Source organism: Streptomyces sp. NBC_01016, from assembly GCF_026341035.1.
Taxonomy (GTDB): Bacteria; Actinomycetota; Actinomycetes; order Streptomycetales; family Streptomycetaceae; genus Streptomyces.
Genome location: NZ_JAPEOQ010000002.1, coordinates 727,830 through 747,749 on the forward strand (window position 1 = coordinate 727,830; position 19,920 = coordinate 747,749).

The following is a 19,920-nucleotide window of genomic DNA, read 5'->3' on the forward strand; positions in this document are numbered from 1 at the left end:
GTGACACTGCGAGAGCAGGAAGTCGCCGCGGTATTTGCCGAGTTGACGGGCGGAGCTGCTCGCGACCCCCTTGACACACAGACCCTGCTGGCCACCCTCGCCGAAGGGGGCAGGCGACTGTTCCATGCGCGCGGGGCTCTGGTGGCGTACGTGCCCGGCGGCCGCACGCCCCTCCTCACCGACGGCACGGATCCCTCGCTCGGCGCCCTCGCGGCCGATGCCGCCCGCTGGGGGGAGGGCGCGGGCTACGACGCCCGTACGACGGGCTGTGCCCTCGTGGACGTCGATGTGACCACGCACTCCGCGCAGCTGCGCTGGCCGCGCTGGTCCGTCCGGGCCCAGGCTCTCGGCTTCGGCCGGGCGACCGCGCTTCCGCTGCACGGCAGGGACGAGGAGATCGGCGCACTGGTGCTGTTCACCGCGGCGGACAAGCCGCTGGACGAGGAGGCCCTCGCTCTGGTCCGGCTCTTCGCCGAGGTCGCGGGGCACACCCTCACGCTGCAGCGCGAACTGAACGAAACCCAGGTCCTCGCGGGCCAGTTGGAGCACGCGCTGTCCAGCCGGGTCGTCGTGGAGCAGGCCAAGGGCATCCTGGCCGCCCGGCACGGACTGTCACTGGACGAGGCGTTCTCCGGCCTGCGGGGCTACGCGCGCTCCCACCGGCGCAAGCTGGCCGACGTGGCCCGCGAGGTCACCGAGGGCCGACTGCCCGAACTCCTCGCCCAGTGACCGACGCCTAAGCCGACGCCGGCGCCTCTGCCTTCGACTGGCTCTTCTGCAGCATCTCGCGCAGCGCCTCCTCGTCGTCGTTGCTCAGCGAGGTCTGCACCAGCTGACCGCCGTACGTGGCGATCTCGGGCACGACCTTGTCCTTGGCGGCCTGCTTGACGAGGACGAACAGCGCGGCGGCGCCGGGCTTCAGGTTCTGGCTGAGTTCCTTCATGAAGTTGTCGTTGATCCCGGTGTCCGTGACGGCCCCGCCGGCGGCTCCTGCCGCGGCGCCCACGGCGGCCCCCAGGAACGGCACGAGGAAGAGCATGCCGATGACGCTCCCCCACAGCGCGCCGCCCGTGGCGCCCATCGTGGTGTGGTTCACGGCCTGGTGCAGCTTGATCTTCCCGTCGGACTCCCGACGCTCGACGACGACGATGTCCTCGAGTTCGACGAGGTGCTCCTTGGACATCTCCAGAAGCCGGTTGCGGACCTGGTCGGCGGTGGCGAGGTCGTTATAGGCGACGACGAACAGATTGCTCATGACGGCACTCCTCCGAGGCTTGTCAGCGTGTGCGACTTGCCCGAGTTTAAGGCGTTTACCCGTTTCCCGCCCGGCGAGCTTCCCCCCACCCCCGACATGACCCACCCCCCCGAAACGCCCGAGGGCCCGGCCTCCCTGATGGGGAAGACCGGGCCCTCGACGACGAGCGCGTCCGGGGTTACGGGACGGCTTAGATGTCGAAGTACAGCTCGAACTCGTGCGGGTGCGGGCGCAGCTGGATCGGGGCGATCTCGTTCGTGCGCTTGTAGTCGATCCACGTCTCGATCAGGTCGGACGTGAAGACGCCGCCGGCCTGCAGGTACTCGTTGTCCGCCTCCAGGGCGTCGAGGACCGCGGGGAGCGAGGTCGGGACCTGCTGGACGTTGGCGTGCTCCTCGGGAGCCAGCTCGTACAGGTCCTTGTCGATCGGCTCGGCCGGCTCGATCTTGTTCTTGACGCCGTCGAGGCCGGCCATCAGGAGCGCCGAGAAGGCGAGGTACGGGTTCGAGGACGGGTCCGGCGCGCGGAACTCGACGCGCTTGGCCTTCGGGTTCGAGCCCGTGATCGGGATACGCATGGCCGCGGAGCGGTTGCGCTGCGAGTAGACCATGTTGACCGGCGCCTCGAAGCCCGGGACCAGGCGGTGGTACGAGTTCACCGTCGGGTTCGTGAAGGCGAGGAGGGACGGGGCGTGCTTGAGGATGCCGCCGATGTAGTAGCGCGCCATGTCCGAGAGGCCCGCGTAGCCCTGCTCGTCGTAGAAGAGCGGGGAACCGCCCTGCCACAGCGACTGGTGGACGTGCATGCCCGAGCCGTTGTCACCGAAGATCGGCTTCGGCATGAAGGTCGCGGTCTTGTTGTTGCGCCACGCGACGTTCTTCACGATGTACTTGAAGAGCATCAGGTCGTCGGCCGCGGCGAGCAGCGTGTTGAACTTGTAGTTGATCTCGGCCTGGCCGGCGGTGCCGACCTCGTGGTGCTGGCGCTCGACCTGCAGGCCGTTCTTGTCCAGCTCCAGGGAGATCTCGGCGCGCAGGTCGGCGAAGTGGTCGACCGGCGGGGCCGGGAAGTAACCGCCCTTGTAACGGACCTTGTAGCCGCGGTTGTTCTCGACGGCGCCGGTGTTCCAGGCGCCCGCCTCGGAGTCGATCTCGTAGAGCGAGCGGTTCGCGGAGGTCTCGAAGCGGACCGAGTCGAAGACGTAGAACTCGGCCTCGGGGCCGAAGTACGCCGTGTCGGCGATGCCGGTGGAGGCGAGGTACGCCTCGGCCTTCTTCGCCACGTTGCGCGGGTCACGGGAGTACTGCTCGCCCGTGATCGGGTCGTGGATGAAGAAGTTGACGTTCAGCGTCTTGTCGCGGCGGAAGGGGTCCACGCGGGCGGTGGAGAGGTCCGCGCGCAGCGCCATGTCGGACTCGTGGATGGCCTGGAAGCCGCGGATGGAGGAGCCGTCGAAGGCGAGCTCCTCGTCCGGGTCGAACGCCGCAGCCGGCACCGTGAAGTGCTGCATCACACCCGGCAGGTCGCAGAAGCGGACGTCGACGAACTTGACGTCCTCGTCCGCGAGGAACTTCTTGGCGTCATCGGCGTTCTGGAACATCCAACTCCTCCTACTCCCACCCGGGGAGGGGCGGGGTTGCAGCTCTTGGCAGCTCGATCGCGCGACCAGTGCGGTGGCACACGCTGGGACCCGACCATAGGCAGACGTGATTTCTCAAGCATGACCCATTTGTTTCGCCCAAGTTAACCGGAGCAGGGGTCGGGACCGCATCAGGAGAGCGGCGCAGTACCGTTGACGCGTGGACAACAGGGAAGCAATGGGATCGTGGCTGTCCGGGCCTCGTGAGGCCATGGAACAGGCGGGTGCCGACTTCGGCTACCGCGGTGAACAGCTCGGCCTGCCCGAGCACGGACCCGGCTCCATCGCGCGCCCCGGCCGCCGCATCGGAGCCCTCGTCGTCGACTGGGCGCTGTGCATGCTGATCGCATACGGCCTGGTCACGCACGGCTACAACCAGGCGACGGGGAACTGGGCGCTGCTCATCTTCTTCGCACTCAGCGTGCTCACGGTCGGCACCATCGGCTGCACGCCCGGGAAGCGCCTCTTCGGTCTGCGGGTCGTCTCGGAGGCCGGCGGGCGCATCGGAATCGGCCGGGTGCTGGCCCGCTCGGTGCTGCTGTGCGTCGCCATCCCGGCGCTGATCTGGGACCGCGACGGCCGCGGCCTGCACGACCGCGTCGCGAAGGCGGTGCAGGTCCGCAGTTAGGGGCGCGGGGAACTGCGCGAACGGGGCCACAGCGACACGCGAGCCGCACCGCGATCGGCACAGGCACCAGCCCACGCGGAAACGTAGGAGAGGCGGGCCGGAACCATCAGGTTCCGGCCCGCCTCGTTCGCGTAGAAGCAGCGGAGCGTGTCAGCGGGCCCGGCCGCCGCCGCCCTTGGGCATCTTCATCCCCTTGGGCATCGGACCCTTCGGCAGCGGCATGTTCGACATGAGGTCGCCCATCGCCTTCAGCCGGTCGTTGGTCGCGGTCACCTGGGGGCCTGTCAGTACGCGCGGCAGCTTGAGCATCGTCGTACGGAGCTTCTTCAGCGGAACCGTTCCCTCGGGTCCCTGGCTCGTGCCCACCACGAAGTCGTGGACCGGGACGTCGGAGACGATGCGGGCCATCTTCTTCTTCTCGGCCGCGAGGAGCGACTTCACCCGGTTCGGGTTGCCCTCCGCGACGAGCACGATGCCGGCCTTGCCGACCGCGCGGTGCACCACGTCCTGGCTGCGGTTCATGGCGACCGCGGGGGTCGTCGTCCAACCACGTCCGATGTTGTCGAGCACGGCCGCGGCCGCGCCGGGCTGTCCCTCCATCTGCCCGAAGGCGGCCTTCTCGGCTCGGCGCCCGAAGATGATCGCCATCGCGAGGAAAGCGAGCAGGAGGCCGAGAATTCCGAGGTAGATGGGGTGACCGATCAAGAAGCCGATCGCGAGGAGGACACCGAAGGTGACGATTCCCACACCCGCGAGAACGAGACCGATCTTGGTGTCGACCCTGCGGGTCATCTTGTAGGTCTGAGCGATCTGCTTGAGCCGCCCGGTGTTAGCAGCGTCCGCTGCAGTTTCCTTCCTCGCCATGTCTTGAAGTCTACGTGGCCGGTGAAGCGGGTAGAACCCGCGTCGGCCCCCGAGATCTCTCAGCCCCGGGCCGCGACGGCCTCCAGGACGCGCTGCGCCTCGACACGGTCCTTGGCGCGGCGGCGGTCCTCCAGGACCGAGGTCCAGGCATTGCGGCGAGCGGTGCGCTGGCCGCTGCTCATGAGCAGCGACTCGACGGCGCGCAGTGCGTCGGTGACGGTCGGGATGGCGGTGGCGCGGACGGGCGCGGCCTGCATGGTTGAGGTCCCCCCTCGAAGGGTGATCACGGCTGTGGCACGGGATGTACGGGGCGTGATTCCAGAGTCACTGATTGGTGTTACCAGGGCGTGACCGGACGGTCAAACACCAATGAAGCCTTGACGCTCGCGCCGCAAACGCAGACGCGGCCCTGACGGTGCCCCCAGCTGCGGGGATCGTCAGGACCGCGTCATACCGGCCACTACCGATCAGTAGCCTCTTGTGCCTGAATTCACACGGCTTGCGAGGCCGTGTACGAGCCTCCCCGCTGCGGAGCAGCTGATTGACGCTGCTCCTTGGCCATCTGGAACAGCCGGCCCGCGCGGTACGAGGAACGGACCAGCGGGCCCGACATGACGCCGGAGAAACCGATCTGCTCGGCCTCGTCCTTCAGCTCCACGAACTCCTGCGGCTTGACCCAGCGCTCCACGGGGTGGTGCCGCACGGAGGGGCGCAGGTACTGCGTGATGGTGACCAGCTCGCAGCCGGCGTCGTGCAGCTGGCGCAGCGCCTCGCTGATCTCCTCGCGGGTCTCGCCCATGCCGAGGATCAGGTTCGACTTGGTGACCAGGCCGAAGTCGCGGGCCTCGGTGATGACCTTCAGCGAACGGTCGTAGCGGAAGCCCGGACGGATCCGCTTGAAGATCCGCGGGACCGTCTCGACGTTGTGCGCGAAGACCTCGGGGCGGGAGGAGAAGACCTCGGCCAGCTGCTCCGGGTTCGCGTTGAAGTCGGGGGCGAGGAGCTCGACCTTGGTGCGGCCGTCGGCGCGGTTGGTGGTCTGGCGGTGGATCTGCCGGACCGTTTCCGCGTACAGCCAGGCGCCGCCGTCCTCCAGGTCGTCGCGGGCGACGCCGGTGATCGTGGCGTAGTTCAGGTCCATCGTGACGACGGACTCGCCGACGCGGCGCGGCTCGTCACGGTCGAGCGGCTCGGGCTTGCCGGTGTCGATCTGACAGAAGTCGCAGCGCCGGGTGCACTGGTCACCGCCGATGAGGAAGGTGGCCTCGCGGTCCTCCCAGCACTCGTAGATGTTGGGGCAGCCCGCCTCCTGGCAGACCGTGTGCAGGCCCTCGGACTTCACGAGGTTCTGCATCTTCGTGTATTCGGGACCCATTTTCGCCCGGGTCTTGATCCACTCGGGCTTGCGCTCGATGGGGGTCTGAGCGTTACGGACCTCCAGGCGCAGCATCTTGCGTCCGTCGGGTGCGACTGCGGACACGACCGGCTCCCTAAAGCTTTGATTCCTCGGCGTACATCAGGGTACGCCCGTGATGTTCATGGCCCTTACGGGTGGCCAACCGGCGGCCTGCGGGGTGCATTCCCCGTATGGACCAGACCGAGGCCTTGTGCGGGCTAGACCGAGGCCTTCTCGACGGCGCGCGGCTCGAGGTGCGCGTTCCCCAGGACGTCCTGCAGATGCCTCTCGGCGATCGGCAGCACCTCGTCCATCGTGACCTCGCGCCCGAGCTCGTACGAGAGGGAGGTGACGCCCGCGTCGCGGATGCCGCAGGGGATGATCTTGTCGAAGTTCGACGTGTCCGGATTCACGTTCAGCGCGAAGCCGTGCATCGTGACGCCCTTGGCGACGCGGATGCCCATGGCGCAGATCTTGCGGTCCTCGTGCCGCTGGCCCGCATTCGAGGGCGCGTACTCGGGGCCGACGAGGCGGTGGTCGAACTCCTCGTCCTCGCTGCTGAGCCGCGGATTGAAGTCCAGGGACAGGCCGCCGTGCTCGCTGAGGGTCGTGCGCTCCTCGATCGGGTCGCCGAGCACCCAGACGCCCGCGCGGCCCTCGACCCGGGCAGCCTCGATGCCGAACTCGGCGCAGACCGCGATCATCGCGTCCTCCAGGCGGCGCAGATGCGCGACCACGTCCACGGGGCGCGGAAGTTTCTGGATCGGGTAGCCGACGAGCTGACCCGGGCCGTGCCAGGTGATCTTGCCGCCGCGGTCCACGTCGATGACCGGAGTGCCGTCGAGCGGGCGCTCCTCGGGGGCGGTGCGACGGCCGGCCGTGTAGACGGGCGGGTGCTCCAGGAGCAGACAGGTGTCGGGCACCTCGTCGGCGAAGCGAGCGGCGTGCACACGGCGCTGCTCGTCCCAGGCGACCTGGTAATCGACCATGTCCGCACCGAATCCCATGCGGACGAACCGGAACTCACTCACGGCAAGTGCCTCCCTAAGAACCTTCACCGTGCATATAACGCGCCCGGAGCAACTGTACGGCTCCCGGATTACGGCTCAGCCGTCCACCCCTCGCGCGGTTTGTCACACGATCGGATGAAGGAGGGGTTCGGCTCGGCTGATTGGGGGACGCCGTGTGCGCTCCGTGATAATTTCAGCGCCGTCCGTGAGCGGGAGCCGGTCACGGCGCACGCCGTTCCATGAGGGAGCAGCGACTAAAGGGGGGCACTCAATGGCCCCCCTTTACCGCTTCCAAGGGCCCGGAAGGCAAACGCACAGCATGACGGAACGACCTCCGCAGCGCACCCCGAACCGCCAGCTCGCCGCGCTCATCGCGGAGGCCGGTTTCTCCAACGCGGGCCTCGCGCGCCGCGTGGACCAGCTAGGGCTCGAACACGGGCTTGACCTGCGCTACGACAAGACATCCGTGACCCGGTGGCTGCGCGGACAGCAGCCCAGAGGGACGACACCCGCGCTCATCGCCGAGGTGTTCACACGCCGCCTCGGCCGCCGCCTCTCCGCACAGGACCTCGGGCTCGACGCGTGTGCGCCCGTGTACGCGGGTCTGGAGTTCGCGGCATCGCCCGAGGAGGCCGTCGACATCGTCAGCGGTCTGTGGCGCAAGGACTCCGGCAGCCACGCCGAACTCCGCAAGATCGCGTTCACCCCGGCGGGGCTCGTCGTGCCCAGCCGCGACTGGCTGATCGGTCGCGCCGACGACCGGGTGGCCCACGGTGAGCAGTTGCAGCGGGTGCCGGTGCAGGGGCGGCCCGGCGTGGCGCTGGAGGCGGTGGGCGCCGCCGTGCCGAGGCAGCGGGGGCAGACCGATCGCGGGCCCGGGCACCGGGTGACGAGCGGGGACATCGCGGCGCTGCGCTCCGTGGGCGAGCTGTTCCGCGCGCTCGACCACGCGTACGGGGGCGGGCACGCGCGGCAGGCCCTCGTGCGGTACCTGGAGCACGAGGCCGAGCCGATGCTGCGCGGGGCGTACGGGGAGCAGCACGGGCGGCGGCTGTTCTGCGCCGTCGCCGATCTGACCCGGCTCGCGGGCTGGACCTCGTACGACATCGCGGCGCACGGTCTTGCCCAGCGGTACTTCGTGCAGGCGCTGCGGCTCTCGCAGGCCGCGGGGGACCGGATGTACGGGTCGTACGTGCTGGTCACCATGAGCCGGCAGGCCGTCTACCTCGGGCACGGGCGGGAGGCGGTGCAGCTCGCGCGGGTGGCGCAGCAGGGCGTGGGGGCTTCGGCGCCGCCCGCGGTGCAGGCGCTGCTGCACGCCGTGGAGGCGCGCGGGCACGGGGTGCTCGGCGAGGTGCGGGCGTGCACGGCGTCGCTGGTGCGGGCCGAGCGGGCGCTCGGGGCGGTGCGGCCGGGGGACGAGGTGCCGCCGTGGGCGCGGTTCTTCGACGAGGCGCAGTTGGCGGACGAGTTCGGGCACTGTCACAGGGACCTGCAGCAGTACCGGGCCGCGGCGCAGCATGCGGAGCGGTCGCTGCAGTTGCGGGCGCCGGGGTTCGCGCGCAGCCGGCTCTTCTGCCGGGTGGTGCTGGCGTCGGCGCGGCTGGGTCTCGGCGAGCTGGACTCGGCGTGCGCGCTCGGGGCGGAGGCGGCGTCGGCCGCGGCGGACATGCGGTCGGTGCGGGCGCATGAGTATGTGCGGGAGTTCGAGAGGCGGTTGGAGCCGTATCGCGATGCGGGGCCCGTCCGGGGGTATCGGGAGAGGGTTGCGGCGTTGGGGTGAGGTTGGTGGGGGTGGTCCGGGGGTCGGGGTCTGCTGCGCGGCGTCGGGGTCGGGGGCGTGGCCGGGTCACCCCCGGAGGGTGGGGGCGCCCGCCCCCGGAGTTGGGCCACGGAGGCGGGCGCGGTATGAGGGGTCAGGCGGCGTTGGGGATCGGGGGTGCGTTGGGGGCGGGGATGCCCAGGTCCGTCAGGAGCGCGTGGGTCGCTCGGCGGGCCGAGTGGAGGGCGCCCTGCACCGTGCCGGCGTCCCGGTGGTCCCCGCACACGTACAGGCCGTCGAGGAGGCGGACCGGGCGGCGCGGGTCGTGCGGGGGCGGCATCGCCGGTACGGCGTGGGGGTCGTGGTGCACGGCCAGGGTTTCCCAGTCGGCGGTCGACGTGCCGTAGAGGGCGCCGAGTTGGGTGCGGAGTTCGCGGTCCGTGGGAGGTGGGCCGAGGACCGTCGAGGAGACGAGGGCGCGGCCCGCCGGGGCTCTCGTGGGGTCCACCTGGCTGATCACCGACGTATGCGCGACCGGGCCGAGCCGGTCCGCGTCGAGCAGCAGCGCGGGTTCGGCGAGTGGCGGCTCGGGCACGGCGTGGTGCACGACCGTGACCTCGTGGAAGGCGGGGACGCGCAGGCCGGGGAGGAGTTCGGCGGCGTCGTGCGCGCCGGTTGCCAACACCACGGCGCGGCAAGGGAGTTGGCCGAGTTCGGTCGTCGTGACCGAGGTCGTGGCGACCGCCGTGGCCCGTACGCCGGTGTGGACCGTGCCGGGCGGCAGGCCCGCCGCGAGCAGCTCCGGCAGCGCGTCGGCGCCGCCCTCCGGCACGGCGAGCCGGCCCGCCGCGTACGCGTGCAGGGCGAGGTCGGCGCACCGGCTGGAGGTGCGGAGGTCCGGGTCGCAGAGCAGGGCCGAGAGCAGGGGGCGTACGAAACCGTGGAGGGTCGGGGGTGGCAGGCCTCGGGTCAAGAGGGCTTGGGCGGTGGGGAGTTCGGGGCGGGCGAGGAGGCGGGACGGCTCGGTCGCCGCGAGCCGGGACAGGGATGCGCCCAGGCGCGCGTGGTCGAGCGGGCTGCCGATGGTGGGGCGCGTGCCGCGCGGACTCCGGGGGGCGCTCGCCAAGGCGCGTGCCGTGTTGAGTGCGCCCCTTGTGCGCCGGGGGCCGGTGGGTTCGCCCGCCCGGTGGCGCAGCCCGCCGCTGTGTACGAGCGCGCCGGGGGAGAAGCGGCGCAGGGCGAGGGGAGCGAGGGCGGGGTTGCGGCGCAGTTCGGGGTACGAGGTGCACAGCGGCCGGCCGGTCCGGTCGAGGCGGAACCCGTCGACCTTCTCGGTGGACATGCGGCCGCCGATGCCCGTGGCGGCCTCCAGGACCAGCGGGCGCAGGCCCGCCCTGGCCAGGTGCCGTGCCGCCGCGAGTCCCGCGACCCCGGCGCCCACGACGACGATGGCTCCCGAGCTTTCGTCTGCAGGATCGAGCACGGCGTGCCTCCGGCGGGTCGGGTGGCTGGCGTCCGGGGGCTCATGCCCTCAACGCGCCCTCGGGATACCTGAGTTCGGGGACCAGGGAACTCGAGCGTAGGCGCGGCGCACGCGCCGGGCAGTCGCGCGTGGGGGCGGCACGGGGGCACGACGGTCGCACGCCCCTGCGCCCCCGTGCGCGACGCGTCCCGCGGCCGTACGACACGTCTCCCGCGGGCCGGTCACCGGACGGTCCCCGCCGTCAGTCACCCGCCGCCAAATGCCGCAACCCGCGGATCGCCAAAGATGCCGGGGAGTTCGGGCCTGAGGTGGGGGCGTTCGTCGTGGACCAGAGTTCCAGGGCCACTCGGATCGCGTCGGTCGCCGCGGCTGCGGTCAGGCGGGTTTCCAGGGGGTCCGCATCGGGGCCCGCGAGGTGGGTCACCACCGGGAGGAGCTTCTCCTCCGACTCCTGGTTGACCCGGTACCAAACGGCGCGCAGCGCCGGGTCGTCCTGGGCCGCGCGCAGCAGCGTCCGGGTGCCCTGAAGCGCCTCCTCCGCCGCCTCGTCCGGAGGCGAGAGCGTCGCCGCCGCGGCCGATTCGAGGGCCTGCGGCAGCGGCGTGCCCGGCTCCGTCGCGGCCAGCAGCTCGCGCCAGCGGTCGCCGCCGGACGCGAGCAGCGGGCCCACCGCGTCCTGCTTGTTGCGGAAGTAGCGGTAGAAGGTGCGCAGCGCGACTCCGGCGCCGCGCGCGATCTCCTCGGCCGTGGTGCCGTCGGGGCCCTTCTCGGTGAACAGCTCCATCGCCGCGCGGGCGATGTCGAGCTGGGTCGCCGCTTTGCGGCGTTCGGTCAGTGAGGGCTGCGCAGGCGACGGAGAGGGCGTTCTGGGCTCGTTCACCCGACGAAGCGTAACCGCATCGGGAATTAACTGGCACGAAACGCCGTTATGGCAAAACGTGCCACCGAAGCGTACGGTGGCCGGCGTGCGAGGACGCACACAGGAACGCAAGGAGTCGTCATGAACCGCCCCAACCGCCCCAACAACCTGAAGCACCTGACTCGTTACGAAGGGCGTCGTGCGCTGGTCACCGGTGGCGGATCCGGCATCGGTCAGGCCACCGTGCTGCGCATGCTGGCGGAGGGTGGCCGGGTCGTCGCGGCCGATGTCAGCGAGGCCGGTCTCGAGGACACCGTCACCAAGGCCGGCGCCGACGCCGAGCGCCTCACCACCGTCGTCGTGAACATCGCCGACGAGGCGTCCGTGCGCGACGCCGTGGCCGGGGCCGTGCAGGCGCTGGGCGGCCTCGACGTACTCGTCAACGCCGCCGGTATCCTGCGCTCCTCGCACACCGAGAAGACCACGCTCGCCGAGTTCAACCAGGTGCTCGCGGTCAATCTCACCGGCACCTTCCTCATGATCCGCGAGGCGATACCGGCGCTGCTCCGGGGCGAGGGCCCCGCCGTCGTCAACTTCAGCTCCACGTCCGCGATGTTCGCCCACCCGTACATGGCGGCGTACGCGGCGAGCAAGGGCGGCATCCAGTCCATGACGCACGCGCTGGCCGCCGAGTACAGCAAGCAGGGCATCCGGTTCACCGCCGTGCAGCCCGGCTCCATCGCGTCCGGCATGACCGACGGTTCCGGCGAGAGCAGGCAGAGCCAGGGCCCCGGCCTGCCCGAGGACACCGACTGGAGCCTCTTCGCGAAGCTGTCGCCCTCACTGGGTGCGGGCTTCGCCGGGCCCGAGTCCGTGGCCGGCGTCGTCGCGATGCTCGCCTCCGATGACGGGAAGTTCATCACCGGTACGGAGATCCGTATCGATGGCGGCACCCACTACTGAGCCGTCGCACGGATGGGCCGCGATACGGATGAGTCGCGATACGGATGGGCCGCTATACGGAGACGCGGAAGCGGTGCCGGTACGCCGTCGGTGTCGTGTCGAGCTGTCGGCGGAACGCCCGCACCAGCGTGTCCGTCGTGCCGAAACCGCAGGTGGAGGCGATGCGGTCGAGTGTGTCGTCGGACGATTCGAGTCGCTGGCGGGCCCGCTCGACGCGCGCCGACTCGACGTACGCGCTCGGTGTCGTGCCCAGTTCGGACTTGAAGATCCGGGTGAGCTGGCGCTCGCTGACGTGGGCGTGCCCGGCCAGGTCCGCGACGGTGAGCGGCTCTCCGAGATGCCGGGTGATGTGCTGACGCAGGTCCTCCACGCGCCGCGTCGTGGAGGCCTGTGCCAGCGGCACGCTGAACTGGCTCTGGCCGCTCGGCCGCTTCAGATACATCACCAGCTGCCGCGCCACCCGCAGCGCCGTCGGCTCGCCGAGGTCGTCGGCGACCAGGGCGAGGGACAGGTCGAGGCAGGAGCTGATGCCGGCCCCGGTCCAGATGTCCCCCTCGCGGATGAAGATCGGGTCGGGGTCGACGTCGATCTCCGGGTGCTCATCGGCGAGTTGGCGCGCGGTCGACCAGTGGGTGGTGGCGCGCCTGCCGTCGAGCAGCCCGGCCGCCGCGAGCAGATGCGCCCCGACGCAGACGGACGCGACCCGGCGGGCCCGCCCTGCGAGCGTGCGCACCCGGTCGACCACCGCGGGCTCCGCAAGGGCGCGCACCCCGCGCTCGGGGTCGGCCTCGACCGAGCCGGGCACGAGGAGGGTGTCGATGCTCAGGCGGGCCGCGTCGTCGAAGGTGACGTCGGGCAGGACGCGTACGCCCGCGGAGGTGGTGACCGGGTCCAGGGTCTCGGCGGCGAGCAGGACCCGGTAGGTGGCGTCCCCCTCGCGGCGTACCAGCGCGAACACCTCGGGCGGGCCCGTGACGTCGAGTGTGTCGACGCCTTCGAAGAGCACGATGACGACGAGTCGTTCGGTGGCGCTCCCGCCGCTCACGGTGGGCCCCTCTCCCTGGCTGTGTCCGAATCTGCATGTTAGCCGTCATTGCCGACATGGCGGCGCCGCTCGTAGCGTTTCAGGCATGCCAACAACGACTCTGCGCACCCTCAACGGCCTCGACGAGACGCCCGCCTCGCTCGCCGACGCGACGCTGATCCTGGTCGACTACCAGAACACCTACACCCGCGGCGTGATGGAGCTGGAGGGCTGGCGGACCGCCCTCGACAACGCCGTCGAACTCCTCGCCCGGGCCCGCGCGGCGGGCTCGACGATCGTCCACGTCCAGCACGACGGCGGCGAGGGCTCCGCGTACGACATCCGCGCCGAGATCGGGGAGATCCACCCGGACGTGGCGCCCGTCGAGGGCGAGGCCGTGGTGGTCAAGCCGGCCCCGGACTCCTTCGTCGGCACCGACCTGGGCGAGCGCGTCGACGCCGCGGGCCACAAGGACGTCATCGTGATCGGGTTCATGTCGCACATGTGCGTGCAGTTCACCGCGCAGGGCGCGTTCCTGCGCGGCAACCGGCCCACCGTGGTCGCCGACGCCTGCGCCACGCGGCCCCTGACCTCGGTCGGCGGTGTCGAGGTGCCTGCCGAGCAGCTGCACCTCGGGGCGATGGCGACGATCACCGACCTGTACGGAGTCGTCGTCCCGACCGGGAAGTCGCTGAGCTGACCTCCGCACGACCAGGAGACAGGCCCTAGGAAGAGACCAGCGCCCCCGTGTCCACCGCCGTCGTCGCCGACGCCGCCCGCTGCGCGTCGGACGACACCTCGTCCGCCGTCAGCACGTAGCCCGTCCCGTCGTCCGTCGTGGACCGGGCGAACACCACTCCGTACACCTCGCCGTCCGTGTCGAGGAGCGGGCCGCCGGAGTTGCCGGGCAGGACCGTGGAGCGGATCGAGTAGATGTCGCGCGTGACGTTTCCGGAGCCGTAGATGTCCTGGCCCGCCGCCTTGATCGTGTCGTCGACGGTGGCGGCCTGGAGGTCGAGGCCGCCGTCCTGCGGATAGCCCGCGACCACGGCGGCGTCGCCGCGCCCGGCCGAGTCGTCGAAGCGGAGGGACGGGGCGTCGAGCCCGGGAACGTAGAGGACCGCCACGTCCTTGTCGGGGTCGAAGAGGACGACCTTCGCCTCGTACGCGTGGCCCGTGCCGCCCACCCGCACCGTCGGGTCGTCGATGCCCGCGACCACGTGCGCGTTGGTCATGACGTGCTCGGAGCTGTACACGAAGCCGCTGCCCTCGCGGCCCTGGGTGCCGGACGCGCCCTGCACCTTGACGCTGCTGCGCTGGGCCGCGCCGGTCGCCTTCGCCGTCACGTTGTCCCCGGACGGCTTGGCCACCTTGGCGGGCGGCTCGCTCGCGAACGGGTCGAAGACCTGCGGGAAGCCCGCCGAGGTGAGCGCCCCTGTGGCCTGCGAGAACCAGGACGGGGTCGTCGACGGCATGGAGTGCTGCACCGCGCCGAGCACCGAGGAGTTCCGGATCGCCTGGTTGAGGACCGTGGAGGACGAGGCGACGAGGACGCTGCCCGCCACCCACGCCACCACCAGGACGGCCACCGCGGTCGCCGCGCCACCGCCCACCCCGTCGGCCACGCGCAGCGGGCCCGGCGCGTGCGACATCCCGCCGCGCACCCGAGCCGCGAGTAGCCCGGCGAGCCCGTGCCCGGCGACCGCCGGTACGAGCACCGTGAGGACGGCGACGATCGTGGCCGAAGTGGTGCCCGGCGTGACCGTCTCCATCAGGAACGGCAGCAGCCAGACGCCGACGGCCGCACCGCCCACGAACCCGGCCAGCGAGACGCAGCCCGCGAGCAGTCCGCGCCGGTAGCCGGACACGGCGTAGGCGAGGGCCACCACGAGCAGCAGCACGTCGAGTATGTGGAGGTCCATACCGGTAAGAAACGCCCGGGTGCCCCCGATGGTTCCACCACCTGGCCCACTGTGGCTGACCGCACAGGCCGCGCCGGGCCCAGGGTGGGAGGCGTGCACCTCGTACGGAGAAAGTTGCGCTGGCTGCCCGGAGCCCTGGCCCTCGGGCTCCTTCTGCTGTGTGCCGCGGCGGTCGACCGGCCAGGGCCCGAGCGCTTCGCGGCCACGGCCCGCGGCGAGCTGCCGGCCTCCGCCGCGGTGTCGGCGAAGCGGGTCGCGCCCGTGGGCAGCCGCATGGGCGGCCGGGTACCGGCGGAGCGCCCCCGGATCGTGCCGCGCTCGCGCTGGCTCGCGGGAGCCGAGGCGTACCACCGCGACCCGGTCCGCTACGGCGACCGCGTCAAGGCCGTCTTCCTGCACCACACCGACTCGCCGAACGACTACGACTGCGCGGACTCGCCGCGCATCATCCGCTACCTGTACGCGGGCCAGGCGGGCAGCGGCGCCTCGGGCGGCAAGGAGTGGGACGACATCGGCTACAACTTCCTCGTCGACCGCTGCGGCACCGTCTACGAGGGGCGCGCGGGCGGCACAGGCCGGCCCGTTGTCGGCGCCCACACGCAGGGCTTCAACCGGGACACGGCGGGCATCGCCGCGATCGGCACGTTCACCGAGGGCACCCCGGTGCCGAAGGCGATGACCGACGCGATCGCCGCCGTCTCCGCCTGGAAGCTGGGCCTCTCCGGGATCGACCCGCGCTCGCACGTGCGCCTGGTGTCCAGCAACGACCTGGCCCGCTTCAGGACGGGCACGGCCCACAAGTTCTTCGCGGTCTCCGGGCACCGCGACGGCTACGAGACGTTCTGCCCCGGCCTCGCCCTGATGGGGAAGCTGCCCGAGATCAGGGAGCGGGCCGCGGCGCTGCAAAAACGGCGCTAGCGCCCCGGCTCCAGCCCGGCCCGGCCCTACGCGGGCTTGAGCGTGCCGCCGCCCTCCAGCTGGTACTTCTTCCCGTGCAGGTCCGGGCTCGACGCCTTGTCGTACGTCACCGTGTGACCGTTGCCCACGATCACGTCGGAGACCTTCGCCCCGTCGGCCAGCTTCAGGCCCTTCAGCGCCGAGTCCCCGGACACGGACCACTGCGTCCTGGGGCCGAGCGTCAGCGACGCCGCTCCCACGATCTTGCCGTCCAGGTCGGTGGAGCCTGTCAGGTCGAGGGTGGCGGAGGAGCCCTTCGTCACGGCCACGCTGCCCTTCAGCTTTTCGCCGTTCGCACGGAACGTCGCCGTGCCCTTGTCCGTGACCCGCAGCAGCTTGCCGTCCTTCGTCTTCACGTCGGCGCCACCGCTCAACTCGATGTCGGCGTCGGCCTGTTGGACCGCGAAGATGTCACCGTCGGAGGCCTGGACCGCCCCGCCGGTCATCCGGTACGAGGTGTCGCCGTCGCCGCGCAGCACCACACCGCCCGCCGCCGCGGACGCCCGGACGTCCTTCAGGGACAGCGAACCCCCGGCCTCCACGGTGAACGCCTCCGAGTTGGCCAGGTCGAACAGCGTCTGCGACAAGGAGACGTCGCCCGCCGTCTGCACGCCCGGCGACCCGCAGCCCGCCGAGGTCATCGTGCCGCCGGACACCGTGACCTTCCCGCCGCCGGGCCCCACGGCCACCGGCGCCGCCTGCGCGGCCGCCGTGTCGATCTCCACGTACGTCAGGCCGAGGGTGCCACCGTGCGCGGCCGCCACGCCGTGCGCGGAGGCGCCGTGCGTCCTGATGCCGCCCGAGCTGAGCGTGGCCTTCGCGTCCTTGCCCGCGGCGAACACCCCGATCGAGCCCTTGTCCTGGGTGGACATCCGGCCGCCGGACATCGTGAGCGTCCCCCCGTCGCGGGCGAGCGCGGCCGCGTTGAGGCCGTGCCCGTCGGACGCGGTGAGGGACGAGGTGCCGCCATGCTTGATGATCTTCGCGTCGCGCGTCGTCAGCTTCCCGGAACCGGACACGAGCAGCGCGGACTCGTCGCGCTCCGTCGTCTTGAACTCCTTGTGCGACTTCGCCTTCACGGTCTTGTCGTCGACCGTGTACGCGGCCTTCGCGCGCGGCTTCGCGTCCGGGCCCTTGTCGTCGGCCGGCCGGTCCGTCACACAGCGGGCGCCGCTCGCCGTCGCGGCGGGTGAGGCCGTGGGCGGCGGATTGGTCGCCCCGTCGTCGTCGGAACAGGCGGACAACGTGGAGACGGCGAGCGGCAGCAGCAGTACGGAGGCGGTGACCGCGGTTCGGCGGTGTCCCTGGCGGCGCGGGAGTCCCGGGTTCTTCATGCGCCTACGTTCACACCTCACGCCTCGCGAGGCACGTCCGGGGTCCGCGTGGCGCCGGGAGCGGACACGAGAGGGGCGAAGACGAGCAGCGTCAGGTCGTCCCTGACCGATCCCGCGAACCGGATGACGTCCCGCCACACCGCGTCCGTGAGCCCGGCCGGATCCTCGCCCGCGAACTGCGGAAGCCGGTCGGCGAGCGGATAGAAGTCCCCGACCCGGTTCCGCGCCTCCGTCACCCCGTCCGTCGGGGCGATCAGCCGGTCCCCGGGCCGCAGTTCGACCGTGAGGCGCTCGGGCGGCGCGACCTCCGCGAGGCCGAGACCGAGCGGCGCCCCCGACGGCACGTCCAGCTCGGTCACCCGCCCGTCGCGCAGCAGCAGTGGATGCGGGTGGCCGCAGCTGATGACGTGCACGACGGGCGCCTCGCCGGGGGAGGGGTCGGGGAATTCGAGCAGCACCGCCGTCGCGAACAGCTCCGCGTGCTCGTCCTCCGCCGTGTCCACCACGAGCCGCCGGTCGAGACGCGCCGCCACGCCCTCCAGGTCCGGCTGGTCGAGCACCGCCTCCCGGAACGCGCCGAGCAGCCCCGCGACCGTGCCCACTGCCGACAGACCGTGCCCCTGTACGTCGCCGACGACAGCGCGCACGCCGGTCGGGCCCTTGCGCACGTCGAAGAGGTCGCCGCCGACCAGGGCGCCGCGGTGCGCAGCCCGGTACAGGCCCGCGCAGCACACGGCGCCGACCCGCTCGGGCAGTGGCGGCAGCACCGCGAACTGGGCGGCCTCCGCGACCGTGCGCACCGTGACCAGCTGCTCGTCCCTGCGCCTGCGGACCAGGGCGATCGCCGTGCTGAGCACGGCGACGAGACCCACCGTCAGTACGTCACTGTCGCCGGGGCGCCCGAAGCCGGTGCGAGGCAGTTCGAGGAGCAGGAGGACGAAGCCGCCGTACAGGGCCGTGGCCACGGGACCGTACGACAGTGCGGCGAGCGGGGGGATGGCCGCGAGCGGGAACGCGAGCTCGAACCGGTATCCCGTTGGGGCCTGAAGCGCGTACAGGACCACGAGCAGAGCGATCGGCAGCCACCGCAACCAGCGCGGCGGCGGCGCACCGCGCAGCCAGGCGCGCTCCGCCTCGTCCCTGCGGCGCGCCACGGGCCAGGTCATGCCGGCTTCGGCTCCCTTCGCGACGGACGTTCCACCTCACCCTGCTACGAGTCGGGGCCCGTCGCACGCCGTGACCGCGCCGTGACTGCGCCGCGCCGGGCGGGCTACAGGGGCTGTCCCATCAGCACGTCGTCCACGTACGACCCGTCGAGCAGGAACTCCCCGGGCAGCACGCCCTCGATGACGAAGCCCTCCGCCTCGTAGAGCTTCCGGGCCGGGGTGTTGTGGCCGAGGACGCGCAGCGTGATCCGGCGCGCGCCCTGCCGCCGTGCCAGCTCGATCGCGCCCCGCACCAGGGCCCGGCCGGCGCCGCGCCCGCGGGCCGCGTCGGCGACAGCGAGCCCCATGATCTGCCGTACGTGCGCGTTCGCCTCCAGGGGCGTGGGGAGGCCGAGGCGGATGTAGCCGACGAGCACGCCGTCGAGCTCGGCGACGAGGTGGTCGCGTGGGCCGAAACGCTCGTTGAAGAACGGCGAAGGGGCCGGGTCGAGAGCCGTCACCGCGTGCAGATGCGACCAGGTGTCCCGGTCGAGGCGGTCGAGCGCGGGCGCGTCCTCGGGGACGGCGAAACGTATGTGGGCCACGGAGTCCTCGGGGGCTGACATGCGGCCGACTGTACGACGGGCAGGATGGGTCCCATGACACGTTTCGCGGTGGCGGGCGCATCCGGACTGACCGGCTCGGCCCTGGTGCGGTCCCTGACGGACGACGGGCACGACGTGGTGCGCCTGGTGCGGCGCGCCCCACGGGCGGCGGACGAGGCCCGCTGGGATCCGAAGGAGGGTTACGTCGACACGTCCCGGCTCGCCGGCTGCGAGGCGATCGTCAACCTCGCGGGGGCGGGGGTCGGCGACCATCGGTGGACGGCCGCGTACAAGCGGGAGATCCGCGACAGCCGGGTCCTCGGTACGCAGACGCTCGCGCGGGCAGCGGCCGGGCTGGACACGCCGCCGCGGGTCTTCCTCAATGGCAGCGCGGTCGGCTACTACGGCGACACGGGCAGCCGCACGGTCGACGAGACGGCTCCGGCGGGCGACGGTTTCCTGCCCTCGCTGTGCGTCGAGTGGGAGGCGGCGGCCGCGCCCGCGCACCAGGTGGGCATCCGTACGGTGTTCGCCCGCACCGGTCTTGTCGTCGCGCGGGGCGGTGGGGCCTGGGGCAAGCTCTTCCCGCTGTTCAAGGCGGGGCTCGGTGGGCGGATGGGGGACGGTCGGCAGTACTGGTCGTACATCGCGCTCGACGATCATGTGGCGGCGCTGCGGCACCTTTTGGATGCGGGTGACGTGGCCGGTCCGGTGAACCTGACGGCGCCGCAGCCGGCGACGAACCGGGAGGTGACGGAGGCGATGGGGCGGGTTCTGCGGAGGCCTGCGGTGCTGCCGGTTCCGTCCTTCGCGCTCCGGGTGGTCCTCGGGGAGATGGCGGGTGACGTTCTTGGGTCCACCCGGGCCGTGCCCACGCGGTTGCTGGAATCCGGTTTCGAGTTCGCCCACCCCGGAGTGGACCAGGCGATCCACGCGGCGTGAGCCGGACGGGGCCCCTACGCCCCGGGGCTCCGCCCCGGACCCCGCGCCTCAAACGCCGGCGGGGCTGGATTTGCCCCGCCCACCTCCCACCACCCGCCCCCTCCGGGGGCGTCGGCGCCACGGTGCCGCGCA

The 19,920-nt window shown here is 71.7% G+C and carries 20 protein-coding genes; 7 read left to right on the plus strand and 13 right to left on the minus strand.

Going from position 1 to position 19,920, the window contains the following annotated elements:
• Positions 1-729: a GAF and ANTAR domain-containing protein gene (locus tag OG746_RS30020; RefSeq protein WP_266720362.1), complete on the plus strand. Its 729-nt coding sequence runs from the start codon at positions 1-3 to the stop codon at positions 727-729.
• A 7-nt stretch (positions 730-736) separates the two neighbouring features.
• Here OG746_RS30020 and OG746_RS30025 read toward each other — a convergent pair whose 3' ends face one another.
• Positions 737-1,255 (minus strand): DUF1269 domain-containing protein, encoded by a 519-nt coding sequence (locus OG746_RS30025; RefSeq protein WP_266720364.1) that lies wholly within the window; start codon positions 1,253-1,255, stop codon positions 737-739.
• 190 nt (positions 1,256-1,445) lie between these two features.
• Entirely contained in the window at positions 1,446-2,855 is a 1,410-nt protein-coding gene (glnA, locus tag OG746_RS30030) for a type I glutamate--ammonia ligase (protein ID WP_266720366.1), read from the minus strand.
• A gap of 199 nt (positions 2,856-3,054) precedes the next feature.
• On the opposite strand from glnA, the gene OG746_RS30035 reads away from it, so the two are divergent.
• A complete protein-coding gene (locus OG746_RS30035) occupies positions 3,055-3,522 on the plus strand; it encodes an RDD family protein (protein ID WP_266720368.1) in 468 nt (155 codons plus the stop codon).
• A 150-nt stretch (positions 3,523-3,672) separates the two neighbouring features.
• On the opposite strand, the gene OG746_RS30040 is transcribed toward OG746_RS30035, so the two are convergent.
• The 4 genes from OG746_RS30040 to lipB form a co-directional block, all read right to left on the minus strand.
• Positions 3,673-4,386: a DUF4191 domain-containing protein gene (locus OG746_RS30040; RefSeq protein ID WP_266720370.1), complete on the minus strand. Its 714-nt coding sequence runs from the start codon at positions 4,384-4,386 to the stop codon at positions 3,673-3,675.
• Positions 4,387-4,445: 59 nt separating this feature from the next.
• The gene (locus OG746_RS30045; RefSeq protein WP_266720372.1) at positions 4,446-4,643 is read right to left on the minus strand and encodes an SCO2195 family GlnR-regulated protein; all 198 of its coding nucleotides are present in this window, start codon (positions 4,641-4,643) and stop codon (positions 4,446-4,448) included.
• Positions 4,644-4,876: 233 nt separating this feature from the next.
• Positions 4,877-5,866 carry a lipoyl synthase gene (gene lipA / locus OG746_RS30050; protein ID WP_266720374.1) on the minus strand — a complete coding sequence of 330 codons (990 nt, stop codon included), beginning with the start codon at positions 5,864-5,866 and terminating at the stop codon, positions 4,877-4,879.
• Positions 5,867-6,000: 134 nt separating this feature from the next.
• Positions 6,001-6,813, minus strand: a complete 813-nt coding sequence (lipB, locus tag OG746_RS30055) for a lipoyl(octanoyl) transferase LipB (protein WP_266720376.1) — start codon at positions 6,811-6,813, stop codon at positions 6,001-6,003.
• Between the two features lie 298 nt (positions 6,814-7,111).
• Between lipB and OG746_RS30060 the strand changes: the two genes are divergently transcribed.
• The gene (locus OG746_RS30060) at positions 7,112-8,575 is read left to right on the plus strand and encodes an NsdA family TPR-like regulatory protein (protein WP_266720378.1); all 1,464 of its coding nucleotides are present in this window, start codon (positions 7,112-7,114) and stop codon (positions 8,573-8,575) included.
• A 133-nt stretch (positions 8,576-8,708) separates the two neighbouring features.
• Here the strand turns inward: OG746_RS30060 and OG746_RS30065 are convergent, their stop codons facing one another.
• Together OG746_RS30065 and OG746_RS30070 are read right to left on the minus strand one after the other, a co-directional pair.
• The gene (locus OG746_RS30065) at positions 8,709-10,037 is read right to left on the minus strand and encodes an FAD-dependent oxidoreductase (RefSeq protein ID WP_266720380.1); all 1,329 of its coding nucleotides are present in this window, start codon (positions 10,035-10,037) and stop codon (positions 8,709-8,711) included.
• A gap of 241 nt (positions 10,038-10,278) precedes the next feature.
• Complete coding sequence (locus OG746_RS30070; protein ID WP_266720382.1) at positions 10,279-10,917, minus strand: TetR/AcrR family transcriptional regulator; 639 nt, start codon at positions 10,915-10,917, stop codon at positions 10,279-10,281.
• A 120-nt stretch (positions 10,918-11,037) separates the two neighbouring features.
• Between OG746_RS30070 and OG746_RS30075 the strand changes: the two genes are divergently transcribed.
• On the plus strand, positions 11,038-11,859 hold the full coding sequence (locus tag OG746_RS30075; RefSeq protein WP_266720384.1) for an SDR family NAD(P)-dependent oxidoreductase: 822 nt from the start codon (positions 11,038-11,040) through the stop codon (positions 11,857-11,859).
• A 52-nt stretch (positions 11,860-11,911) separates the two neighbouring features.
• On the opposite strand, the gene OG746_RS30080 is transcribed toward OG746_RS30075, so the two are convergent.
• Positions 11,912-12,904, minus strand: coding sequence for a GlxA family transcriptional regulator (locus OG746_RS30080; protein WP_266720386.1), 993 nt, complete (start codon positions 12,902-12,904; stop codon positions 11,912-11,914).
• Positions 12,905-12,989: 85 nt separating this feature from the next.
• On the opposite strand from OG746_RS30080, the gene OG746_RS30085 reads away from it, so the two are divergent.
• Entirely contained in the window at positions 12,990-13,583 is a 594-nt protein-coding gene (locus OG746_RS30085) for a cysteine hydrolase family protein (protein WP_266720388.1), read from the plus strand.
• Positions 13,584-13,608: 25 nt separating this feature from the next.
• On the opposite strand, the gene OG746_RS30090 is transcribed toward OG746_RS30085, so the two are convergent.
• Positions 13,609-14,805 carry a MarP family serine protease gene (locus tag OG746_RS30090; protein WP_266720390.1) on the minus strand — a complete coding sequence of 399 codons (1,197 nt, stop codon included), beginning with the start codon at positions 14,803-14,805 and terminating at the stop codon, positions 13,609-13,611.
• 93 nt (positions 14,806-14,898) lie between these two features.
• On the opposite strand from OG746_RS30090, the gene OG746_RS30095 reads away from it, so the two are divergent.
• Complete coding sequence (locus OG746_RS30095; protein ID WP_266720392.1) at positions 14,899-15,723, plus strand: peptidoglycan recognition protein family protein; 825 nt, start codon at positions 14,899-14,901, stop codon at positions 15,721-15,723.
• Between the two features lie 26 nt (positions 15,724-15,749).
• Here the strand turns inward: OG746_RS30095 and OG746_RS30100 are convergent, their stop codons facing one another.
• The 3 genes from OG746_RS30100 to OG746_RS30110 all read right to left on the minus strand — a co-directional run bounded on the left by OG746_RS30100 (position 15,750) and on the right by OG746_RS30110 (position 18,867).
• Positions 15,750-17,096 (minus strand): hypothetical protein, encoded by a 1,347-nt coding sequence (locus OG746_RS30100; protein ID WP_266720394.1) that lies wholly within the window; start codon positions 17,094-17,096, stop codon positions 15,750-15,752.
• Positions 17,097-17,113: 17 nt separating this feature from the next.
• A complete protein-coding gene (locus OG746_RS30105; protein WP_266720396.1) occupies positions 17,114-18,262 on the minus strand; it encodes a PP2C family protein-serine/threonine phosphatase in 1,149 nt (382 codons plus the stop codon).
• A 104-nt stretch (positions 18,263-18,366) separates the two neighbouring features.
• Positions 18,367-18,867 carry a GNAT family N-acetyltransferase gene (locus OG746_RS30110; RefSeq protein WP_266720398.1) on the minus strand — a complete coding sequence of 167 codons (501 nt, stop codon included), beginning with the start codon at positions 18,865-18,867 and terminating at the stop codon, positions 18,367-18,369.
• A gap of 33 nt (positions 18,868-18,900) precedes the next feature.
• On the opposite strand from OG746_RS30110, the gene OG746_RS30115 reads away from it, so the two are divergent.
• The gene (locus OG746_RS30115; RefSeq protein ID WP_524540497.1) at positions 18,901-19,788 is read left to right on the plus strand and encodes a TIGR01777 family oxidoreductase; all 888 of its coding nucleotides are present in this window, start codon (positions 18,901-18,903) and stop codon (positions 19,786-19,788) included.
• Positions 19,789-19,920 lie beyond the last annotated feature (132 nt).